The 16,651-nt window shown below is 37.7% G+C and carries 10 protein-coding genes; 4 read left to right on the top strand and 6 right to left on the bottom strand.

Features of this window, described 5'->3' with window-relative positions:
• Nucleotides 1-182: 182 nt before the first annotated feature.
• On the top strand, nucleotides 183-809 hold the full coding sequence (locus BXY82_RS10955) for an SDR family oxidoreductase (protein WP_133758228.1): 627 nt from the start codon (nucleotides 183-185) through the stop codon (nucleotides 807-809).
• A 52-nt stretch (nucleotides 810-861) separates the two neighbouring features.
• On the opposite strand, the gene thrC is transcribed toward BXY82_RS10955, so the two are convergent.
• From thrC to thrA, 3 genes are all read right to left on the bottom strand, one after another.
• On the bottom strand, nucleotides 862-2,163 hold the full coding sequence (thrC, locus tag BXY82_RS10950; protein ID WP_133758227.1) for a threonine synthase: 1,302 nt from the start codon (nucleotides 2,161-2,163) through the stop codon (nucleotides 862-864).
• An 80-nt stretch (nucleotides 2,164-2,243) separates the two neighbouring features.
• Nucleotides 2,244-3,167 carry a homoserine kinase gene (locus BXY82_RS10945; RefSeq protein WP_133758650.1) on the bottom strand — a complete coding sequence of 308 codons (924 nt, stop codon included), beginning with the start codon at nucleotides 3,165-3,167 and terminating at the stop codon, nucleotides 2,244-2,246.
• 207 nt (nucleotides 3,168-3,374) lie between these two features.
• A complete protein-coding gene (gene thrA / locus BXY82_RS10940) occupies nucleotides 3,375-5,819 on the bottom strand; it encodes a bifunctional aspartate kinase/homoserine dehydrogenase I (protein WP_133758226.1) in 2,445 nt (814 codons plus the stop codon).
• A gap of 287 nt (nucleotides 5,820-6,106) precedes the next feature.
• Between thrA and BXY82_RS10935 the strand changes: the two genes are divergently transcribed.
• Complete coding sequence (locus BXY82_RS10935) at nucleotides 6,107-7,663, top strand: NAD(P)H-hydrate dehydratase (protein WP_133758225.1); 1,557 nt, start codon at nucleotides 6,107-6,109, stop codon at nucleotides 7,661-7,663.
• A gap of 59 nt (nucleotides 7,664-7,722) precedes the next feature.
• Here BXY82_RS10935 and BXY82_RS10930 read toward each other — a convergent pair whose 3' ends face one another.
• Nucleotides 7,723-8,760, bottom strand: a complete 1,038-nt coding sequence (locus BXY82_RS10930) for a TlpA disulfide reductase family protein (protein ID WP_133758224.1) — start codon at nucleotides 8,758-8,760, stop codon at nucleotides 7,723-7,725.
• Nucleotides 8,761-8,884: 124 nt separating this feature from the next.
• On the opposite strand from BXY82_RS10930, the gene hutH reads away from it, so the two are divergent.
• Both hutH and BXY82_RS10920 read left to right on the top strand, forming a co-directional pair.
• A complete protein-coding gene (hutH, locus tag BXY82_RS10925; protein WP_133758223.1) occupies nucleotides 8,885-10,396 on the top strand; it encodes a histidine ammonia-lyase in 1,512 nt (503 codons plus the stop codon).
• A gap of 510 nt (nucleotides 10,397-10,906) precedes the next feature.
• Nucleotides 10,907-12,478, top strand: a complete 1,572-nt coding sequence (locus tag BXY82_RS10920) for a discoidin domain-containing protein (protein ID WP_133758222.1) — start codon at nucleotides 10,907-10,909, stop codon at nucleotides 12,476-12,478.
• A 1,035-nt stretch (nucleotides 12,479-13,513) separates the two neighbouring features.
• On the opposite strand, the gene BXY82_RS10915 is transcribed toward BXY82_RS10920, so the two are convergent.
• Both BXY82_RS10915 and BXY82_RS10910 read right to left on the bottom strand, forming a co-directional pair.
• Nucleotides 13,514-13,795: a hypothetical protein gene (locus BXY82_RS10915; RefSeq protein ID WP_243835783.1), complete on the bottom strand. Its 282-nt coding sequence runs from the start codon at nucleotides 13,793-13,795 to the stop codon at nucleotides 13,514-13,516.
• Between the two features lie 171 nt (nucleotides 13,796-13,966).
• On the bottom strand, nucleotides 13,967-16,516 hold the full coding sequence (locus BXY82_RS10910) for an ATP-dependent Clp protease ATP-binding subunit (protein WP_133758221.1): 2,550 nt from the start codon (nucleotides 16,514-16,516) through the stop codon (nucleotides 13,967-13,969).
• Nucleotides 16,517-16,651: the final 135 nt, after the last annotated feature.

Here is a 16,651-nt window from a genome sequence, read left to right as displayed (position 1 = left end):
TCCTACTAAAAAATCTTCCATGGTTGCAGCACAAAAGTATCGAAAATTATCTGTTTTAAAAATGAATAGAGACGATTAAAAGGATGATTTATATGGCAAACAATCTTATTGCTATAGTTATAAACTTTAGTTAAACCCTGTTCCAAAATTGGCCATGATATAAATTCTATTAAATTGATAGTATGGAAAACGTATTGGTAGCAGGTGCAAATGGCACCACTGGAAAACAAATTGTTCAATTATTAACTGAATCACAGTATTTTAAGCCTGTGGCCATGGTAAGATCAATAGATCAAATGCAAGATTTCGAAACGAAAGGAATCCAAACTGTTTTGGGCGATTTAGAAAAGGATGTCTCACATACACTCGAAAATATAGATAAAGTTATTTTTGCTGCCGGTTCTGGCGGTAAAAATGTGATAGGTGTAGATCAAGAAGGAGCCAAACGCATGATTGATGCTTCAAAACATGCCAACATTAAAAAATTCGTAATGTTGAGCTCCATGGGTGCAGATGCTCCAGAGAAAGCGGAACAACTACAAGATTATTTAAAAGCAAAGCAAAATGCTGATGAACACTTAAAGAGCAGCGGCCTCAATTATGCGATTGTTAGACCAGGAAGTCTTAACAATGACAAACCAACAAATCATATCCAGCTACAGCCTAAATTATCGCAACAAGGCGAAATTAGTAGGGCAGATGTTGCACAAACATTGGTGCGGGTGCTTAACGATAACACCGCTAACAAGGTTACTTTCGAAATTGTGAAGGGGGATACCTTGATAGGTAAAGCTTTTGAAAACATTTAACGGTAATTATATTAGATCTTATAGTATTAAAAAAGAGGCTTACGCCTCTTCTTTATTTTATGGTATTTAAAAGTACCGATTTTAATTCATCATAACTTCCTATTGAAATGGATTCTTTATCTTGATCCATCACGGCTTCAATCTGTGGTGGTAATTCTATATCCTTTGTGATTACAGAGGTTACTACATCCAAAAATTTCGTAGGATGAGCAGTTTCCAAAAACACACAATGCGCATCTTGATTCTTTCCTAGATAGGCTTTACAACCTAAGTAACCCACGGCACCATGCGGATCTGCAACATATGCATAGGTTTTATAGAGTTCTTTTAAAGCCTCGCGAGTTTCATCATCAGAAAAACTATAAGAGGATAAATTCGATTTTAAGGACTCAAAATCATTTTTGAAGATTTCCTGAATGCGGATAAAATTACTCGGGTTACCAACATCCATAGCGTTACTAATGGTTTGTACTGAAGGTTTTGGCTGGTATAATTGCGTGGTGAGATATTCAGTGACCACGTTATTTTGGTTGTTAGACGCCACAAAATGATGGATTGGCAAACCTAATTGTTGCGCCATCATTCCTGCGCATATATTTCCAAAGTTGCCACTTGGTACTGAAAACACAATGTTCTTATGCGTTTTATGCAGTTGCTTATAAGCGAAAAAGAAATAAAACATTTGGGGTAACCAACGCGCGACATTGATTGAGTTTGCTGACGTTAGTTGCATTTTAGAAGTCAAGTCTTCGTCCAAGAACGCTCTTTTCACCATATCTTGACAATCATCAAAAACACCATCAACCTCTAAAGCTGTGATGTTTTGCTTTAATGTGGTTAACTGTTTTTCTTGAATAGCACTCACTTTTCCACTAGGATATAGAATGACCACATTCACGCCTTTTACGCCGAGAAATCCATTTGCCACGGCACCGCCAGTATCGCCTGAAGTGGCAACCAGCACCGTAACTTCTTTAGTGTTATTCTGGTTAAAATATCCTAAACATCGGGCCATAAATCGAGCACCTACGTCCTTAAAAGCCATTGTCGGACCATGGAAAAGTTCTAATGTAGAAACATTGTCATTAATTGCCACTACAGGAAAATCAAATGACAAGGTTTCCGCAATAATCGTTTTTAACACAGCTTCAGGAATATCAGGACTAACGAATTGTTTGATAGCCTCAAAGGCAATCTCCTCGTATGATAAATCGTCAATACTTTGAAAAAACGAATACGGTAAAGGGGTGATGCTTTCCGGGAAATACAATCCTTTGTCAGGCGCAATTCCTCTAATGACGGCGTCTTTAAAACTTGAGTTTGGTGCTTTTTTATTTAGTGATCTGTAGTTCATTTTCAATTTTATTTTTTCGTCATGAATTCACGAATATTTTACACATTTCTCTGTGAAACTCCGCGATCTAACTTCACAATTTAAATTTCTCTTATGCCTTCTGTATTAATTTTAGATACATGTGTTTCAAACGCAATATTCGTTTCGGAATATACGGCTCGCATCGCTTTCTCAACATTTTTAGCATTCTCAATCCCTTTTGATAATGCATAAATTGAAGGTCCAGCACCAGAAATCCCCGCACCTAAGGCGCCATTATTGAGCGCTGCAGATTTTACCTCTTTAAAAAATGGAATCAATTGACTACGGTGTGGCTCAACAATGACGTCTTGTAACGCTCTTTTCAACAATTCATAGTCGTTGGTGTGTAAAGCATGCACAAAACTGCCCACATTAGCCCATTGCGTAATCGCATCCTGCAAAGGAAATGTCTTAGGCAGAATAGCTCGTGCATCAGCAGTTTTGATTTCTATTTGCGGATGGATAATAGTGGCATAAAGATCTTTCGGGGTTGGTAATTGTAACACTTCTAATGGTACAGTGCTTTTAACCAAAGTAAATCCTCCAAAAACTCCTGGGGCGAGATTATCAGCATGTTCGCTGCCACTCGCTAAGGCTTCGCCTTTCATGGCAAAGTCAGTTACTTGGGTTTTATTATAAGGTCGTCCTAAAAGCTCATTAATAGCAAACACACATCCTGAGGCACTGGCGCTGCTACTCCCAATTCCGCTACCAGGCTTAATCCGTTTATAAATTTCAATCTCAAAACCGAAGTCGGGTTTCGCATCAGCAATCATCGCTAAAGCAGAAACGCCCGCCACATTCTTTTCAGCTTCAAAAGGGAGATCAAAACCTTCAATTTTTGTGATGAAAATACCTTTTTTATCTGTTTTTCTGACAACCATCTCATCGCCGATGGTCTCTAAACAAAACCCGAGGACGTCAAATCCGCAGGAGACATTGGCTACCGTTGCCGGGGAGAATATTTTGATTTCGTTTTTTATCACAAGTACTTTATTTTTTAAGTTTCAATTAATATCAAAAAGAGCATTAAAGTCACCGTAACTTAATTTGTTTTGACACGAATGGCACGAATTATCACTAATTTAAATCAGATTATGAATTCTCGTGCCACTGCCTACTGAAAACTGCCTACTGAAAACTGCCTACTGAAGACTGCCTACTGCCCACTGAAAACTGCCCACTGAATCCTAATTCCCAATCCGAATAATATCCGCAAATAACCCAGATGCCGTCACATCCGCACCAGCACCAGCACCTTTAATGATCATGGGCTGCTCTGGATAGCGTTGGGTATAAAACATGACAATATTGTCCTTGCCCTGTAAATTATAGAAGGGATGGTCTTTAGGGATTTCTTTTAATCCAACCTTGGCTTTTCCATCGTTAAATTCCGCCACATATTTTAACTGGCAATCGTTCGCTTTGGCTGACGCATAAAGCTTTTGAAAGTGTGCTTCATCATCAATTAAGGTTTGATAAAAATCAGCTACAGAATCACTTTTTAAATTTGCATCCGTCAAAAACGAAGTGTTTTCAATATCCTCTAAATTCATTTCGGTACCACTCTCACGAGCGAGGATCAGAATTTTACGAGCCACATCTACACCACTCAAGTCGATACGTGGGTCAGGCTCTGTATAGCCTTCTTTTTGTGCTTGTTTTACAACATCGTGGAATTTTGTACTGTCATCAAAATTATTAAATACAAAATTGAGACTTCCGGAAAGCACTGCTTGAATAGAAGTTATTTTATCACCAGAAGCAATTAAATGGTTTAACGTGTCAATGATAGGCAACCCCGCACCAACATTCGTTTCGAATAAATAAGGTGCATTGTACTTTACGGACAGCCGTTTCAGATTGCTATAATTTTCAAACGCACTAGAACAGGCTATTTTGTTGCAGGCTACAACAGCAATACTTTCCTGTAAATAATCTGCATATATTTTTGAAACATCTTCATTTGCAGTTACATCTACAAACACACTATTACGCAGGTTGAAGCTCTTGTTGCGCTCTAAAAATCCTTCTAAGGACGCTTTTTCACCCAAAGCTAATTGTTCCTTCCAATTTTTAAGAGACAATCCTGTTTCATCAAAAATCATGGTTTTAGAATTGGATAACCCAATTACTCTCAAGTTGATTTTCAATTGTTCTTTCAAATATTTTCGTTGTTGCCTAATTTGTTCAACAAGACGTTCACCTACATTACCAACGCCTGTAATAAACACGTTGAGTTGTTTAGTTTGGTCTTCAAAAAAGCGTTCATGTATGGTATTTAGTGCTTTTTTTACGTCTTTTTGTGCAATTACTGTAGAGATGTTCTTTTCCGATGCGCCTTGAGCAATGGCCCTGATATTGATGTTGTTTTTCCCTAAAGCACTAAACATTCTGCCGCTGATGCCTTGATGATTTTTCATGTTATCACCCACAAGCGCCACAATAGACAGATCTTTTTCTACAATAATAGGATCTATTTTTTTTAATGCGATTTCATTTTCGAAAGTCAAATTAATACTCATTGCGGCAAGATTGGCATCCCCCTCATCAATTCCAAAACAGATCGAATGTTCCGAGGATGCTTGGGTAATAAAAATCACATTAATTTTCTCTTGAGCCAAGGTTTCAAACAAGCGCTTAGAAAATCCAGGAATGCCCACCATCCCATGTCCTTGCAACGTTAATAAAGCAATATTGCTAATATTGGTGATGCCTTTTGCAGCTTTTGAAAACCCATTGCTCTTGTCGTTAGTGATAATAGTGCCTTGAGCTTCGGGTTCCGTTGTATTTTTAATATGAATTGGAATGCCCAAATTTAAAACTGGCTGAACGGAAGGTGGGTAGAGGACCTTGGCTCCAAAATGAGACAGTTCCATAGCTTCCTGATATGACAGTTTTTCAATTGGATAGGCTTGTTTAACGAGTTTAGGATTGGCTGTAAACATGCCGCTAACGTCCGTCCAAACTTCCAATCGGTTAACTTTTAATGCCGCCGCGACAATGGCAGCCGTAAAATCAGAACCGCCGCGCCCAAGGGTAGTGATTTCGCCAGACTCCGATTTTGAAACAAAGCCGGGCAGGATGGTAATTTTTTGGTGGGCAGTCTTAAAATACTCTTGAATATTTATATTTGTAATGTTGTAATTTACTTCTGCCTTTGTAAAATTGGCATTGGTAATTATGAGGTCCTGACTGTTCTTCCGAACGACATCTAAACCAGAAGTTTTCATGGTTTCCGCAATCATATAGGAGGATAGGAGTTCTCCAAAACTTACGAGCTTATCTTTGGTTTTGGGAGACAGTTCATTAATGAGATAAATACCATCCAACAAGCTTTTTAAACTTGCTAATGTGCTTTCAATATACTCTTTTGCAGACTCATTATGGGTGTTTATTAGCTCTGACAAAATATTGAGGTGAATTGTTTTAATTGTCTTAAATTCAGAAAGATAGCTTTCATTTTTTTGTTGTGCCAATTCACCGGCCTTCAACAATTTATCAGTAATGCCGCCAACGGCTGAAACAATACAGATTACAGATTCAGTTTGCGAATAATCATCTAAGATTTGGATAACCTTCTTTATGTTTTCTGAGGAACCAACTGATGTTCCTCCAAATTTTAATACGTTCATGGTAGCGTGTATAATGGATTAAAAGTATCTACTTTAAAAAAATGAAAATGGAATATGTGGACGAGATGAAATATATAAATTAACCCCAAGGGGTAATTCCAATAATAGACGTAGTGCCTTTAATAGAAATAAAGGTGAAGAAAAGATTTTTTGTGTAATGTATGCTATACATATCTTGGTCTATACCTTCCAAATGTATTATTTTTACTCTAATAAAAAAATATTCAGTCTCATTTTTGAATGTAAGGACTGCATTAATAAATATATCTTAAAAAAAGACTCTTAATATGAAGATATTCTCAAAAGAACAAATATATAAAGGCGATCAAGTCACCGCAAAAAAGCAAAACATTAGTTCAACAGAATTAATGGAGCGTGCTGGGATGCAAATCTTCAATTGGATCCATCAGCGAATGCAAGGCGCACAAGTGCCCATTCATGTGTTCTGCGGCATCGGTAATAATGGAGGAGATGGATTAGTGGTGGCGAGGCATTTAAATATTTACGGATACAATGTGCATACCTATGTAGTCAATTGTAGTGACAAGCGTACCGAAGGGTTTTTGGTGAACTATGATTTGATCAAACAAACCACCAAAAAATGGCCCGTGATGTTAAGTTGTGAAGCTGATTTTCCTGCAATTGGTCCCGATGATATTATTGTAGATGCTGTTTTTGGTATTGGACTCAATAGACCGCCCAATGACTGGGTAAAGCGACTTTTCCAGCATTTTAGAGCCTCAAAAGCGTTTACACTGGCTATTGATTTGCCTTCAGGACTTTATGCTGATCGCGTTCCTGAAGATGAGAATGGCGTCGTTTGGGCAGATTACACCCTGAGTTTTCAATCGCCTAAATTGGTGTTTTTTCTTCCACAAACCTCTAAGTATACCGTACAATGGGAGGTGCTAAATATTGGTATTGATCCTGAGTTTTTACAGAACACAGATACAGAAGTAGAGTTGATGGGCAAAATGGAGATGCTTCCCATTTATCAACCCCGGGAAAAATTCTCTAATAAGGGCACTTTTGGCCATGCTCTAATTATTGGTGGTAGCTATGGTAAAATAGGTGCAGTAATGCTTTCAGGACGAGCAGCTTTGGCCTCTGGGGTTGGGCTGGTCACAACGTTTACGCCTAAATGTGGCTACATCCCATTACAATCGGCTTTTCCTGAAGCTATGGCCATCACTGATATTGATGATGAGAACATTACAACCATCAAATTTGATATTGAGCCTACTGCCATTGCCGTTGGTATGGGAATGGGAACTGATAAAAACACACATCTTGCACTTCAGGAATTTTTAAAGGTTAACACAGCACCTTTAGTAATTGATGCTGATGCGCTTAATATAGTATCAAAACACAAAAGTGACCTCAAATTGCTAAAACCGCAAACCATTTTAACGCCACATCCGAAAGAGTTGGAACGCTTGATTGGGACCTGGAAGGATGACTTTGACAAACTGAAAAAAGCCAAAGCATTCTCCAAAAAATATAAATGTATCCTTGTCATTAAAGGGGCGCATACCATAACCGTATTTGAAAGTAAATTCTATGTCAATTCAACGGGCAACCCCGGATTGGCCACAGCGGGAACGGGAGATGTGCTGACAGGAATTATCACCGGACTTATTTGCCAAGGGTATGAACCATTAATTGCCGCGGTTTTTGGAGTCTATCTTCACGGAAAATCGGCTGATATTGCTGTAGAAGATTATGGGTATCAAAGTTTAACAGCAAGCCATGTCATAGATTATTTAGGCAGAGCTTACCTCAGCCTTTTTGAAAAACCGCCGATGCCGCAACCAACCGATGAAGCGGAGGAAGGTAAACGCTAAAACCAAAAAACCGCACTTTAATGAAAGTGCGGTTTTTAATTTTTGTAGAAATTGATTTGTTAAATTTTCAAACTGTCGAACAATTCCGTAAGCTTATCGCTTGAAGGTCTTGGTGCATTTGCATTGACAACGTTGCCGTTTGGATCAATTAAAATAAACCTCGGGATGCCTTTGATGTTGTAATTTTGTATAAAATCTGACTGCCAGTTTTTATCAGAAAACAACTGAATGCCTCCTAAATTTTTCTCTTCAATCATGGTTTTCCATTTGTTTTTGGCCACTGCTAAATCGCCGCCGCCACTTCGCATGGCATCGTCAATAGAAATACTTACAAACTCTATATTCTTATCGGCGTAGTCAGCCTCCAATTTCTTTAAAGCAGGAATTTCTGCAATACAAGGTCCACACCAAGTTGCCCAAACATCAACATAAACAAATTTTCCAGCCAAGTCTTTAAGAGATGTTGTGCCGCCTTTAAAGTTCTCATAGTTTTCAAACGTAGGAGAAGGTGAGCCTACAGGAAATTGCTCTCTAATGGCAATCGATTCTGCAAAGTAATTTTGAAACATATTCAGCATGGGATTCAAGTTTGATTTGGCCATGTTAACGACAGTAGAATCAATACTTTTATCGTGGTCATAAAACGCCAATAATTCTTTTCTAATCTGGTCCATTTCAGCTTTAAGTCCTTCAGAACTTAAGTTGCTCAATTTATCCTGATCTAATAACTTTTTCTCTAATTGCATTTGATCTTTTAAGAAATTGTTATGTTCAGCTCCCGATCCTGAAAACTCTAAAGATTCTTCAAAATCTTTACCATCTGCATTTACTTTTATATCAAATCCATTTTTTAAGAAGATAGGTAAAGCGCTTCCGCCATTAAAAAAACCGAATACTTCAGGTTGATCCACTTTAATGGTATCAGAAAAAGTTCCGTCAGAAGCCAATACAATTGCTTTCATGGTCGTTCTATTTCTTAACAAAATAGAATCGCTCGTTTTATTGGTAATTTTACCTGATAACGTAACATAATCTTTAGGTGCTTCGTTACAAGACACAATAGCTAAAGCACTTAAGAAAATAAATATTTTTTTCATTGTTATATTTTTAGGTTGCCAAAAATAAGGGTTTGTAGAGACATTATAGAATCTTTTATTAATTATTAACATTTGTTGCATAATGTAAAGGTATTGTTGATTTTTGAGCCTATAATTGACAATAATGAATTTAACGCATACGATATCCTCGAAGACTTTAGAAATATCTACGATAAGCGACATCCTTTTTTATGACAAAAAGATTGAACTTTCAAAGGAGTCCATTTCCAAAATTAATACGTGTAGAGTATATCTCAACGACAAAATGTTGGAGCAAGATGAGCCAATCTATGGTATCAATACTGGGTTTGGATCGTTATACAATGTAAAAATTTCTAAAGACAAATTAACCCAGTTACAAGAAAACTTGGTGATGTCTCATGCCTGTGGGATGGGAGATCAGGTACCCAATGCCATTGTAAAACTGATGTTATTGCTGAAAATTCAATCGTTAAGTTATGGTCATAGTGGTGTACAGCTTGAAACGGTACAGCGTTTGGTCGATTTTTATAATAATGATATCTTACCAATTATATATACTCAAGGTTCATTAGGCGCTTCTGGAGACCTTGCACCTTTGGCTCATTTGGCCTTACCATTGATAGGGAAGGGGGAAGTCTTTCATGACGGCAAGGTAAAGCCAGCTTCTGAAATTATGGAGCAATTCAATTGGCAACCTATTACGTTGTTGTCTAAAGAAGGTTTGGCGCTTTTAAACGGAACGCAGTTTATGAGTGCTTATGGTGTCCACTTATTATTGAAATCTTATAAACTTTCTTATTTGGCCGATTTAATCGGAAGTATTTCTTTGGATGCTTTTGATGGAAGAATCGAGCCGTTTAATGAATTGGTGCATTTGGTACGTCCTCATAATGGGCAATTGAAAACGGCAGAACGTGTTCGGGAATTTTTGGATGGCAGTCAGTTGATTTCTCAGCAAAAGCAGCATGTTCAAGATCCGTATTCCTTTAGATGCATTCCACAGGTTCATGGCGCAACTAAAGATACTTTAGAGTTTATCCATACAACCATAAAAACCGAAATCAATTCAGTAACCGATAATCCTAACGTGTTTGTTGGTGAGAACGAAATTATTTCTGGTGGTAATTTCCACGGACAGCCATTAGCCTTAGCATTAGATTATTTAAAGATAGCTATGGCAGAGCTTGGCAACATTTCTGAAAGACGTATCTATCAACTCATTTCAGGATTGCGCGGATTGCCAACATTCTTGGTGGACAATCCTGGGTTGAATTCCGGATTTATGATTCCGCAATATACTGCTGCAAGTATCGTCAGTGCCAATAAGCAATTGGCCACACCTGCAAGTGTAGATTCTATTGTGTCCTCAAACGGACAGGAAGACCATGTGAGCATGGGTGCTAACTCTGCAACTCAAGCCTATACCTTAGTGTATAATGTAGAAAAGATTTTGGCAATCGAATTGTTGAATGCTTCACAGGCCATCACTTTTAGAAAACCAACAACGTCGTCACCTTTAATAGAAGCATTTTTAAATAGTTACCAAAGTGAAGTGCAATTTGTGACTCAAGATTTAATTTTTCATGAGCTCATGCAGAAATCGGTGCAATTTATCACTGATTTTTCGATTGAAAATGAGTTGCTGTTTGATTAAATTTTAAGACACTGTCAGTTCGAGTGATTTTTGAGGGACGAAAAAATCGTATCGAGAACCGTGCAGCAATCGAGATATATTCTCGATACAAATTCCACTCATTACAATCGTGCAATTCACTCGAATTGACAAAATTTAAGCACTGTCAGTTCGAGTGATTTTTGAGGGACGAAAAAATAGTATCGAGAACGGTTCCATAATCGAGTAAGATTCTCGATACAAATTCCACTCATTTCAATCGTGCAATTCACTCGAATTGACAAAATTTAAGCACTGTCAGTTCGAGTGATTTTTGAGGGACGAAAAAAATCGTATCGAGAACCGTGCAACAACCGAGATAGATTCTCGATACAAATTCCACTCTTTTCAATCGTGCAATTCACTCGAATAGGCAAAGTATAAGTATTTAGTTCCACGACTATAAAATTCTAAAATTACTTTTACTTCTTAGAGTTAAACAATATTTTTGGGGCGGAACTATAATCTACATAATTCTCTAAAACCTTACGCATGATAAAATTCATTCCTATTGCATTAACTATTGTTGTTCTAATATCACTTTTTGGTTGTGCTTCAAAAAACAGGACATCTAAGGGCAATCCACCAAATATTACCTCTAATACTACTATTGATAATGAATGGAAAGATCAAGCCTATAAGTTGAATGTGATTTATTGGGTGCCAATAGATGTTGATACGGTTCCGGGCTATACCAAACGAATTTCTGAGATTTTATTAGCCTTTCAAGGCTATTGTGCAGACTATATGGAAAAGGAAGGCTTTGGAAGAAAGTCATTTGGATTGGATTTAAAAAGTAATAACATCGTTAATATTAATACCATTTTTGCTGAACGTGGCAAAGATGCTTACCCGTATAGCGGAGGAGGGTCGGTTATAAATAGAGAATTAAAATCTTATTTTGCTGAAAACCCAGACAAAAAACACAGTGAGCATTCTTTGGTCATCCTTCCGTCTATATCAGGAGATCCTTTAAACCCTGGAGGTGTGCCTTTTTATGGACTGGGCACCTTCTGCTATGCATTAGATTATCCTGAAATGAAATTGGAACACTTGGAAACCACTGGCGTATATGGCGCACTAGCCACCAAATGGATTGGCGGATTGTACCACGAGTTAGGCCATGGATTAAACGCGCCTCACAATAGTGAAAAGAAGAGTGAAAAAGCAACTAAAGGCACTGCTTTGATGGGCGCGGGCAATTATACCTATGGTAAATCTCCTACGTTTATGACCGGCGCCACAGCGGCTACATTTGCGAATAGTCAAGCTTTTAGTAATGAAGTTCGCACGGATTGGTACGGACCAACCAAGAATAAACTGACCTATTTGAAAGGAAAGGTAGAAGATAATAAAATTATAATTTCTGGGAACTTTGAGAGTGCCATACCTGTTACGGACATTGTAGTGTGGCACGATCCTTATCCTGCCGGAGGCAATAAAGATTATGATGCACCTGCATGGAACGTAAAACCAGTTGGCACAGACAGTCTGTATATTGAAAGCTCACTATCTGAATTTTTTATATTAAGTGGCGACTACCAACTTAGAATTCGGTTTTACCATGAAAATGGTTCACATAGCACCTATAGCTATGAATATGAATTTAAAAATGGTATCCCAAATATTGAAGTCATCAATAGTAAAAAATTAATCCACCCAACAGAATGGAATATCATCGAGGTTAACAGTCAGGAAGATGATGGCTTGGCAAGTACTATGCTCGATGGGTTTCAAGATACGTTTTGGCATACGCAATATAAAACGAGTCGTCCAAATCATCCCCACTACTTTATTTTAGACAGGAATGAATCTACACAAATAAATGGTTTTGCATTTGGCAATCGGGAAAATTTAAATGGTGCCATCAAAGACTTTGAACTTTATGGCAGCAACACCAACGGTAGTTGGGTGAAATTAGGAGACTATTCATTAGAAAAAATGCAAAACTGGCAATACGTGAATTTGCCTGAAGGTACTTCATATCGCTATTTCAAATTTATTACGAAAAACAACCATGGAGGGTTTCATTACACTCATCTTGCTGAATTAGCGACTTATTAATTTAGTGTGTTGTTCCAGGTATAACCGCAAGTGTCAGTTCGAGGTTATTTTTGAGGGACGAAAAAATCGTATCAAGAACCGTGCAATAATCGAGATAGATTCTCGATACAAATTCCACTCATTTCAATCGTGTAATTCACTCGAATTGACAAAGGCTGTACAATGTCAGTTCGAGTGATTTTTGAGGGACGAAAAAATCGTATCGAGAACCGTTTAAAAAGCGCAATAAATTCTCGATACAAATTCCACTCATTTCAATCGTGCAATTCACTCGAATTGACAAAGGATGTGCAATGTCAGTTCGAGTGATTTTTGAGGGACGAAAAAATCGTATCGAGAACCGTTCGATAAGCGCAATTGATTCTCGATACAAATTCCACTCATTTCAATCGTGCAATTCACTCGAATTGACAAGAATTACGCAATGTCAGTTCGAGTGATTTTTGAGGGACGAAAAAAATCGTATCGAGAACCGTTCAAAAAGCGAGTAAGATTCTCGATACAAATTCCACTCATTACAATCGTGGAATTCACTCGAATTGACAATGGCTGTGCAATGTCAGTTCGAGTGATTTTTGAGGGACGAGAAAATCGTGTCGAGAACCGTTCAATAACCGTGATAGATTCTCGATACAAATTCCACTCATTTTAATCGTGCAATTCACTCGAATTGACAAAGGCTGTGCACTGTCAGTTCGAGTGATTTTTGAGGGACGAAAAAATAGTATCGAGAACGGTTCCATAATCGAGATAGATTCTCGATACAAATTTCCCTCATTACAATCGTGAAATTCACTCAAATTGACAAAGGTGCAATGTCAGTTCGAGTGATTTTTGAGGGACGAAAAAATAGTATCGAGAACCGTGCAATAATCGAGGTAGATTCTCGATACAAATTCCACTCATTTCAATCGTGGAATTCACTCGAATTGACAATGGCTGTGCAATGTCAGTTCGAGTGATTTTTGAGGGACGAAAAAAATCGTTTATTAATGATAGTAATTCTAAGAGTGTCTCATGTTAAATTCATGAGTTTTATGCTAGAACAGAAGATTTTACCCATGATACCGCATCTTCCAAATTGTCGAATATTTTGAATGGTTTTGATGAAAATAACATTTCTACCTCAGCATTCGACTTGGCTTTGTAATCGTTGGACACCACTACAAAAGCTCGGAGATTCTTTATTTTTGAAGTTTCAAAATAGACAGAAGGATCTACAGCATACGAATTGATACGGTGCGTAATATATACAAATTCACGATCTCTAAAATAAGTATCTACGATATTAACAAGTACAGTGTTATGTTTTGGCATCACTGTAACCCCTTCATCAATAGTTACAATAACATAACTATCATGTATTTCAATCTAACAGAAGTCAAATTTTAAAAAATCAATCATAGCTTAATTTAAGCAAAATTTGAGGTAATTCAAAAAAAATAGCATCTATAATTTATAGATGCTATTTTATATATATAAATATGCCTACATTTTTGTTTCCTCTTCTGGCTTTTCTATAGAAACAACCAACTCATTGGTTTTGGCATCCAAATCCATAGTAATAGTGTCACCTTCATTGATGTGCGCGGTAATGATTTCTTCTGCCAAAGTGTCTTCAACATACTTCTGAATGGCACGCTTTAATGGTCTTGCACCATACTGTTTGTCAAATCCCTTTTCCGCAATATAATCCTTAGCCGCCGGCGTCAATTTAAGTGCGTATCCTAAATCTTTAATGCGCAAAATCAATTGTGCCAACTCAATATCAATAATCTTATCGATATCTTCTTTCTCCAAAGCATTAAATACCATCACATCGTCAATACGGTTCAAGAACTCAGGAGCAAATGCTTTTTTCAGCGCATTTTCAATAATACTTCTCGAGTTGTCGCTTGCCTGTGCAGCTTTTGCAGCTGTTCCAAATCCGACGCCCTGACCAAAATCTTTCAGTTTACGAGCTCCAATGTTGGAAGTCATGATGATAATAGTATTTCTGAAATCGATTTTACGACCCAAACTATCTGTTAAATACCCATCATCTAATACTTGCAACAACATGTTGAACACATCAGGATGTGCCTTTTCAATCTCATCCAATAAGACAACAGCGTACGGTTTACGTCTAATCTTTTCAGTTAATTGACCACCTTCTTCGTAACCCACATATCCAGGAGGTGCACCTACAAGTCTTGATATTGCAAACTTCTCCATGTATTCACTCATGTCAATTCTAACAAGGGCATCTTCACTATCAAAAAGTTGCTTTGCCAGCACTTTGGCTAACTGCGTTTTACCAACACCTGTTTGACCTAAAAAGATAAATGAACCAATTGGCTTATTAGGATCTTTAAGTCCCGCACGGTTACGCTGAATAGCTTTTACCACTTTAGCGACAGCTTCGTCTTGGCCAATTACTTTTCCTTTGATTAGTTCTGGTAATTTTGCCAATTTATTGCTTTCCGTTTGTGCAATCCTATTTACCGGAATTCCAGTCATCATAGACACAACATCGGCAACATTATCTTCAGTTACGGTTTCTTTATGAAGTTTGGTTTCTTCTTCCCATTTTTCTTGGGCTGTAGCCAATTCTTTTTCTAAACGTTTTTCATCATCACGCAATTTGGCAGCTTCTTCATATTTCTGCTTTTTAACCACAGAGTTCTTGGTCTCCTTAACATCTTCTAACTGCTTTTCGAGCTCTAATATTTTTTTAGGAACATCAATATTGGTAATATGGACTCGTGAACCTGCTTCATCCAAGGCATCAATGGCCTTGTCTGGTAAGAAACGCTCCGTCATGTACCTATTGGTCAGTTTTACACAAGCTTCAATAGCTTCTGGTGTATATTGAACGTTGTGATGTTCTTCATATTTGCCTTTAATGTTATTAAGAATTTCTATTGTTTCCTCAACAGTTGTTGGCTCCACAATGACTTTCTGGAAACGACGCTCTAAAGCACCATCTTTCTCAATATACTGTCTGTATTCATCTAGCGTAGTTGCACCAATACATTGGATTTCGCCTCTGGCTAAAGCAGGTTTGAACATGTTTGACGCATCCAAACTACCAGTAGCACCACCTGCGCCAACAATGGTATGGATCTCGTCAATGAAAAGAATAATGTCATCATTCTTCTCTAATTCGTTCATTACGGCCTTCATACGCTCTTCAAACTGTCCACGGTATTTGGTACCGGCAACTAAACTAGCCAAATCTAAAGTAACAACTCTTTTGTTAAAAAGGATTCTGGATACTTTACGTTTGATGATTCTCAGTGCTAAACCCTCGGCAATAGCCGATTTACCAACACCCGGCTCGCCAATAAGCAATGGGTTGTTCTTTTTACGTCGACTCAAAATTTGTGAGACACGTTGTATTTCCTTTTCTCTACCCACAACAGGGTCGAGCTTCCCTTCTTCGGCCATAACCGTTAAATCACGACCAAAATTATCTAAAACCGGTGTTTTTGACTTCTTCGCACCTTTAGCGGTGGATTGACTGAACGGATTTTGCTTAGTAGCGTCATCTTCATTCATATCATCATCAGAAAACGACTCAGCCTTAGGGGACTCAGTATAGTCATCATTATTAGTTATCATAGATTTGAATTGTTCTTTCACGTTATCATAATCCACTTTAAGCTTATTTAAAAGCTTAGTTGTAGGATCATTTTCATTTCTCAAGATGCACAATAAAAGATGTGCGGTATTAATAGCAGTGCTCTGGAACAATTTAGCTTCTAAGAAGGTTGTTTTCAGGGCACGCTCTGCCTGCCTCGTGAGGTGCAAGTTTTTCTTTTCGTTTGATATAGCGGTATTGCTAAGGTTTGCTGGACTCAAGATTTCAACCTTACGACGTAAATGGTTTAAATCAATCTCTAGTGCGCTTAGTATATCAATGGCTTTGCCATTGCCATCTCTCAGCAATCCGAGCATCAAATGTTCTGTTCCAATAAAGTCATGGCCAAGCCTTAAAGCTTCTTCTTTGCTGTAGGCTATAACGTCCTTGACTCTTGGGGAAAAATTATCATCCATAGTAAAATCCTTTCTGCATTAAAAATAGTAAAAACAAGTGTATTAGGGCAAAAACTATTCCTTAAATGTTTTATAGTTGCTAAGTGACAAAAAAAACTTCACAATTTCAAAACATTTAACGAGATACTTATTAAA

This window comes from Gelidibacter sediminis (assembly GCF_004364975.1).
GTDB classification, from domain to species: Bacteria; Bacteroidota; Bacteroidia; order Flavobacteriales; family Flavobacteriaceae; genus Gelidibacter; species Gelidibacter sediminis.
Note: the sequence above shows the minus strand (reverse complement) of the source record. Positions and strands in the feature narration are given on the sequence as shown.

What these genes read in the sequence shown, in the direction of transcription:
- BXY82_RS10935 (WP_133758225.1), top strand. Translation starts at nt 6,107, where the DNA reads ATGAAGATATTCTCAAAAGAACAAATATATAAAGGCGATCAAGTCACC.
- BXY82_RS10915 (WP_243835783.1), bottom strand. Translation starts at nt 13,795, where the DNA reads ATGCCAAAACATAACACTGTACTTGTTAATATCGTAGATACTTATTTT.
- hutH (WP_133758223.1), top strand. Translation starts at nt 8,885, where the DNA reads ATGAATTTAACGCATACGATATCCTCGAAGACTTTAGAAATATCTACG.
- BXY82_RS10910 (WP_133758221.1), bottom strand. Translation starts at nt 16,516, where the DNA reads ATGGATGATAATTTTTCCCCAAGAGTCAAGGACGTTATAGCCTACAGC.
- BXY82_RS10930 (WP_133758224.1), bottom strand. Translation starts at nt 8,760, where the DNA reads ATGAAAAAAATATTTATTTTCTTAAGTGCTTTAGCTATTGTGTCTTGT.
- BXY82_RS10920 (WP_133758222.1), top strand. Translation starts at nt 10,907, where the DNA reads ATGATAAAATTCATTCCTATTGCATTAACTATTGTTGTTCTAATATCA.
- BXY82_RS10955 (WP_133758228.1), top strand. Translation starts at nt 183, where the DNA reads ATGGAAAACGTATTGGTAGCAGGTGCAAATGGCACCACTGGAAAACAA.
- thrA (WP_133758226.1), bottom strand. Translation starts at nt 5,819, where the DNA reads ATGAACGTATTAAAATTTGGAGGAACATCAGTTGGTTCCTCAGAAAAC.
- thrC (WP_133758227.1), bottom strand. Translation starts at nt 2,163, where the DNA reads ATGAACTACAGATCACTAAATAAAAAAGCACCAAACTCAAGTTTTAAA.